This is a genomic window from Sphingobium sp. SG1 (genome assembly GCF_057063145.1).
On record NZ_JBVVOJ010000046.1, the window covers coordinates 1 to 5883 of the forward strand.

The window sequence follows — 5883 nt, forward strand, 5'->3', positions numbered from 1 at the left end:
CGAGCCTGGTAGATCGCCATGTTCAATCTTTGTTCTTCAACATGGCCAAAATCGCAGCTTCGGGCCGACTGGGCCTTGTACATAGCGGCGGCCTAGCGGGCGTTGCGGCCTGTCGCCGGCGACAGGCCTAACAGATAGCGCCGAAAGCGTCCGAACAATCAGATCCTCCGTCATTTTAATTGCCCGAGCGGCTTCGCGACACGTCCGCATAAGGTTTGCGGCTGCACTGGCTGCACCGAAGTCGCGCGATCAGCTCGTATATGCGGATATCGAAAGGAATGCGGCGCGAGCGGGCGAAGTCACCCAGCGGGGCGACGATGCGGCGACCGCAAGCGCACTGGATGCGCAGATAGCAGCCTTGCCGATACCAGATAGGATCGATGGGCTTGGGGCGGTTGTAGTTCGCAGCCATTGGGCGCTTATGCGCCATGCGGAACAGGAGGGGAACGCGCCGCGCGCACGCCGGTTATTGGATTGGCAAGGGAAAAGGGCTATATAGGCAATGCTTCGTGTGCTGATTCATTTCACACACCTACCTGAACCCGCCGTGCTGTCACACGGCGGGTTCAAACATTTAGGGCGGGCAGCCCTGTCAGACCACCCGCCCCGCTGGATCAGCCCTTATCGGACTTTCCCAGCTTCACAATTGCGATCACGAGCGCGACGGCTGCGATCGTCAATTGAGCTGCTTCATATGCTGTCAAATCACATCACCTCCTTTGAGCGAGAGGATTTGCGAAGGGCCGCTGTCACAGTCCCTCGCCCTCGCTCGATGAGGGCTATACAACGGATCGGCGAGAATGCGCGCGAAGCGCTTCACATTTTCGTGAAGCCGTTGGATGATCGCCGGCGACCGTTGATGAAAAGGGGAAGCTATGGGCCTCGTATCGCAGGTTAGCGCCGATGACCGGGAAAACGCATGGCGAATAGTCCGTCATCGCGAGATCATGGAACGACTGATTCCGCTTTGGGCCGTGCTTGGCGTGGCGCTGGTGCTGATGGGCGTGGACCTGAGCGGGCGTCTGCTGTGGACGCTGCCGATGATCGGATATGTCTTCGGGGTGATGGCGGTCGATCACGGCCCTGATTACCGCGCCGCGAATTATTGGGTGCCGGTCCTGGGAAGTCAAGCGGCGGCGCTGCTGCCTCTAATCGCCGGATTCTAGATCTTTCTGGAGTGGTGGCAGCTGCCACCGCTCCACGCGCGTCAAGCTCTGCCCTCGAAGCGGGCGATCAGCTGTTCCGCTACGGAAGTAATTTCGGCGGGGTCGGCGGTTTGAGTGCAATCGCCGCCTACAACAGCGCCGAGCGTGCCGCCGTCCAGTTGGACAACGTGGACACGCCACACGTCGCGCCGGAGTTCGTATTGATCGGGAAGCGGCCTCTGCATGATTTCATGAAACACCAGGTCAACCCATTGGCGCGCGTCCGGATCAGAAGACGCATCGGCGTAGTCGGCGCGGCTCGCCATGACGCTGTATCGGTCGCCCAGCATGAATTGACGTTCGCGCGCGCGCCGGTCCTGCTCGATCCGCGTGACGCGATCATTTTCCGCCCGCTTCATGGCCTGTTTCATCCTAACATCATCGGCGCTGCGCGTCAGCGCCGCCATGATGTTAGGGACGCGCGCGGGCATGTAATGCCCCGCGCGCTCGGCCGCCTCGATGACAAATTGCAAATCGCTGATCTCAGTGGGGGAGAGGGTGACGCGAACGGCGCTCGCCGTGTTGCTGATTTTCATGGCTGCGGCTCCGGCTCTTCCTTCGCCTTGTAGGCGGCAAGGCCGATCCATGATCCGTTGTCGCCGCGAAACTGGCGCACAACATCGCCACCGTCCCAATGGCCGGTGAAGATGCCGCGCCGGTTGATGCCGCCGACGGGGCGCGTGCGCGCCGCCAGAAGGCGGGCGCGGCGCGTGTCTCGATCTAGGTGGCGCATGGGTTGCATGGTCAATCCTTCCTATTCGCTGGCGGTGTCGAGTTGCGTGCCGATCTCGTCGGCGTCGAAGTCTTCAAGGGCTGAAATCGCGCTTTCCAGTTCGGAAACTGCGGCGTCCATCGCCTGCGCGCGTTCGCTGTCTTCAAGGCTGGGTGGCAGATTTTCGCGGGCGGCCTGCTCGTCATCTTTGACGGTTTCGAGCATGTCGCGCGCCTCATCCAACAGGGCTTTGCCCTTGTCGATCAGCACGCGGGCGGCGGCGATCTGCTTGCGGCGTTCGCGGTTCATGCCTCTGTCCTCACGTCGCCGCTGTCGATCTGGAATCCTGCGCGGGCCAGCTCGTCACAAAGGGCGCGCTGCCGATCCTCGCGGGTGCCGCTGGTGGCGATATAGCTGCATCGGCCCCAATGGAACGCAAAGCCTGCGCGTTTCAAGCATCCGCGAAACCGCTGGTGGGTGCGGTCGCTCCAATCCAGTGTCCCCGCATAGTTGCGGAATGCGGCGACGGCGCAGACGGAACCATAATTCTCATCACGCCAGCTAAGCTCGATAATCGGGGGCGATTTAGTCATGATGGCCTCCCTCAATATTCGCTGGTTAGGAGAATGGTGAGCACGCGGGTTGTGGCATCGGGATTCCACGGTTCAGCGCTGCCAAATTCAAGATCGCGGTCGTAATAGTCGAACTTCCACATGACCGAGAGGACTGGGCGTGCGCTGTCGTCGGTCCAGCGGGTATGCCATTGGCCGATCACGTCGCGATAAAGGAAACCGGCGTCATGCTCGCCGTGAGGGTCGTTGTCGGGTGTGAAATCCTCAAAACCCTCAATCATCTTGAGAATGTCGTTCTGCGTATTCTCGTCCAGCGCCGCGATGCCTTGCGTAATCACGGTGCGACAAGTCACGCCCATCGTTCGCCGCGCAATGTCGTTCAGCGCCGCAACGGTGGCGATCTGGTCAGTTGTCGCTTCCATTTTCCTCACTCCTTTAGGCGAAGCCGCTGCCTGCGGCCTGCGGCTCTGACCCGCTGGCGAAGCGCGGGATGGGGAGGGGGAAGCAAAATCGATGGGAGTGGTGCGGGCGGCGCGACTAGGGAGGCCCCGGCGCGCGAGCGCGCCGGAACTGGCCGAACTTGTCGGGCAACCCGGTCCTGTCGATTATGCTTCGGGAACGAAAGGGCGGGTGCCCTTGGTGTTCCCCCGGTGGCAGCTGCCACCACTGACGGGGCGCGGCCCTGGGCCGCTCGATCCTATGTGGCAGCTGACAGACTACTAGGCGCGCGGCCCTGGCCGCTCATTTTCAGCGCTCGCGGTCCTTTGGTTTCTCGGCGGTCGGCGTCGGTGATTTGCCTTCGCGCAATGTAGCGGCGACATGGGCCTTTGCGCTTTCGACGATCTGCGCCAGCTGTTCCTTCGATGCACCCCGCTCGGTAGCTGTCGCGACGCGCTTATCAATGGCGAGCTGGAATTGCGCGAACCTGGCATCGGCGCGGTTCTGCTCAGGCGAGTTTTTCTCGAATTGTGCAGCAAGGCGTAGATCAACCTGACTGACGCCGGGAGGCATGACTTGCAGACGTAGCGCGCGATCGGCGGCCTGAATGTCGCGATCGGTCATTTTCGAAAGGAAATCTGCGGCGCCCGCGCTGATGGCGCGGACTCTTTGCAGCGGGTCCATGCCCTCGGACCAATTGACTTCGATCTGATGATAGCGGCGTTGCTCAATCAGCTGAAGGTGGTGCATCGGCCCTTTGGGGTCGCGGAAAAAGGCAAGCTCCTGCGCTGAACGCGCGGCCAGCTGGCGCATGTCGGCGGACGTTTCCGCGATCCGGTTAAGCTGCTCATGCTGCCGCGACGCCACGGTTTGCGCAGTAGGTAGGTAACGGCTGATTTGATCCTTGGCCTGCTCGATACTCATTGCGCGTCGTTCGCCAACTGGCATGAGAGATTCCATCGAGGGCGGAAACGCGATGCCCGCTGGCCCACGCGCTGGCTCGACGCGGTTCTGTTCGAGCGGCATTGCATCACGGATGACTTTGGCGAGGGAGGCGTGATTTCCGGTATGGAAGCTGTCGCGGCTCGCCTCCATCCAGTCCTTCGGCCCCATTGCCTGGATCGAGACGAATTTTTCGGCCGCAAGGGAATGCAGCTGCAAGTGCAGCCGCATGGTGCGACCATTGCCCTCACGGAACGGATGAACGGCATTTAATTCGGAAATATGCCGCCCCATGGTATCGGCAAAGCGATCACGATCCATCGACTTGAGGGTTTGGAGGTCGGGCAGCTGCTTAAATTCGTGCTCCATGCTGCGGGCAATGAAGTGCGCTCGGGCAAAGGTGCTGCCGGGTTTGCTTATGTCCACAGTCCGAAAGCGCCCCGCCCAATCATATACGTCCTGAAACAGATGATTGTGCAGTTCGCGATACTCGCGCGCGTTCGTCGCCGGCGCGGCGCGCTGCACGACCAGCTCGCCATGTCGGACAACCGAGAAGAAAGCTTCTCGCTCCTTGAGGATATTATCGTCGCGGATTCCCAGCTTGTTCCGAAGAACGTCGCTGTTACGCCAGGTGTAAGGGTCGCTCACCTGTCATGCAGCGAGTTTCTGGCGGGACATAACATCACGGTTGTAGTCCTGCGCCAGACCAATCGCCACATCGACGGGAATTTGGGTTTCGACCAACAGCAAACAAAAAGAGTGGTCATCCGAAACCAATTCAAGTCCTTCAATCTTGCAATTTGCGATTGCCTCGCAATAAGCTGTCATCACGCCAGGAATGTCTTCCTGCCGACGCGGCTCATATCCCATCGCCTTGATGCGATTCCTGTAGGTGTCGATGATATTTTCCATTTTGCACCTAAAAACGACCTGCTCCCAGCCATAGTTAACATGTCGGGATTTGTATATAAACCACATTGAGTAGCCCCCATATTTCACCTTCCTGAAATGGGACGCCGCGCTTGCGCGGCGTCTCGTGCATTTTGCGGGGCGGGCATATCAATCCGCTTGGTCGGTCATCATCGCCAACAGGTAGTCGGCGGCGTTCTGTGCCTCACGGGCAGCCTCGAAAATGGCGCGCTTGTCATTGCGGAGCGCGGTCAACCAGTGCTCGATATACGCGGCATGATCTTCGCGTTCCTCGACCTTGAAACCGACAATCGCACCGATGAACGATGCGCCCAGCTCGGCCACAAGTTCGTCCCTCGCATAGTCGGCGCGGCTCGTTGAAATCAGGGTTTTCCGGTTGAGGCGGCTTTCATGCCCTGCATGATGCACGGCTTCGTGTGCAAGCGTGGCATAGTAGTCGTCGGCGGAATGGAACGCTTCGAAAGCGGGCATTTGGATATAGTCATCGCGGGTGTGGTAATAGGCTTGCGATCCGCCGATGCGAACGGTTGCGTCGATGCGAGAGAACATCACTTCAAGTTCTACGTCGCGGGTTTCGGGATTGGTAATGATCGGAGCGGGCGCGGGGTATTTGCCGTCCAGTCCCTCGACCTGATCGGCATTGAAAACCGTGTATCGTTTCAGGAACGGAATGGCGCGCTCGTCGTCCGTCTCGGAGTCCTTCACGACAAGCTTGTTGGCATAGACAACGGTGGTTCCCTTGCTGCCCTTCCTGACATTGCCGCCCAGCTCCAACGCCTGTTTGAAGGTCAGCCAATAGGGCGAGGCGAAGCCCTGACGCATGGCGCTGGCCCAAAGGCTGAGGACGTTGATCCCACGATAGGCGACCCCATTGTGCCGGAGCGGAATCGTCGGCCCACCGCTCCACGGCTTCACCCAAGGCTTGGTCCCCGCTTCCAGCATCGCAAGAATATCGTCGGTGACAGCCTGATAAATGTCGATCCGGTTCGTTTCCTTAGCCATTTTCCTCACTCCTTTAGGCGAAGCCGCTGCCTGCGGCCTGCGGCTCTGACCCGCTGGCGAAGCGCGGGATGGGGAGGGGGAA

At 60.1% G+C, this 5883-nt stretch carries 9 protein-coding genes; 1 reads left to right on the plus strand and 8 read right to left on the minus strand.

Annotated elements, in window-relative coordinates:
- Window positions 1-875: 875 nt before the first annotated feature.
- Entirely contained in the window at window positions 876-1166 is a 291-nt protein-coding gene (locus AC0KVN_RS27215) for a hypothetical protein (protein WP_004213307.1), read from the plus strand.
- 41 nt (window positions 1167-1207) lie between these two features.
- Here AC0KVN_RS27215 and AC0KVN_RS27220 read toward each other — a convergent pair whose 3' ends face one another.
- The 8 genes from AC0KVN_RS27220 to AC0KVN_RS27255 all read right to left on the minus strand — a co-directional run bounded on the left by AC0KVN_RS27220 (window position 1208) and on the right by AC0KVN_RS27255 (window position 5801).
- The gene (locus AC0KVN_RS27220) at window positions 1208-1741 is read right to left on the minus strand and encodes a hypothetical protein (RefSeq protein ID WP_004213308.1); all 534 of its coding nucleotides are present in this window, start codon (window positions 1739-1741) and stop codon (window positions 1208-1210) included.
- Window positions 1738-1947 (minus strand): hypothetical protein, encoded by a 210-nt coding sequence (locus AC0KVN_RS27225; RefSeq protein ID WP_004213310.1) that lies wholly within the window; start codon window positions 1945-1947, stop codon window positions 1738-1740. Before AC0KVN_RS27225 ends, AC0KVN_RS27220 begins: the two co-directional genes overlap by 4 nt.
- Window positions 1948-1959: 12 nt before the next feature.
- Window positions 1960-2226: a hypothetical protein gene (locus AC0KVN_RS27230; RefSeq protein WP_004213311.1), complete on the minus strand. Its 267-nt coding sequence runs from the start codon at window positions 2224-2226 to the stop codon at window positions 1960-1962.
- Window positions 2223-2510 carry a hypothetical protein gene (locus AC0KVN_RS27235; protein ID WP_004213312.1) on the minus strand — a complete coding sequence of 96 codons (288 nt, stop codon included), beginning with the start codon at window positions 2508-2510 and terminating at the stop codon, window positions 2223-2225. The genes AC0KVN_RS27230 and AC0KVN_RS27235 overlap by 4 nt, the downstream gene beginning before the upstream one ends.
- Window positions 2511-2521: 11 nt before the next feature.
- Window positions 2522-2911 (minus strand): DUF3768 domain-containing protein, encoded by a 390-nt coding sequence (locus AC0KVN_RS27240; RefSeq protein WP_483656764.1) that lies wholly within the window; start codon window positions 2909-2911, stop codon window positions 2522-2524.
- A gap of 325 nt (window positions 2912-3236) precedes the next feature.
- Window positions 3237-4517, minus strand: coding sequence for a Fic/DOC family protein (locus AC0KVN_RS27245; RefSeq protein ID WP_004213407.1), 1281 nt, complete (start codon window positions 4515-4517; stop codon window positions 3237-3239).
- A gap of 3 nt (window positions 4518-4520) precedes the next feature.
- Window positions 4521-4781: a hypothetical protein gene (locus AC0KVN_RS27250; RefSeq protein WP_004213406.1), complete on the minus strand. Its 261-nt coding sequence runs from the start codon at window positions 4779-4781 to the stop codon at window positions 4521-4523.
- A gap of 147 nt (window positions 4782-4928) precedes the next feature.
- Window positions 4929-5801, minus strand: coding sequence for an ArdC family protein (locus AC0KVN_RS27255; protein ID WP_004213405.1), 873 nt, complete (start codon window positions 5799-5801; stop codon window positions 4929-4931).
- Window positions 5802-5883: the final 82 nt, after the last annotated feature.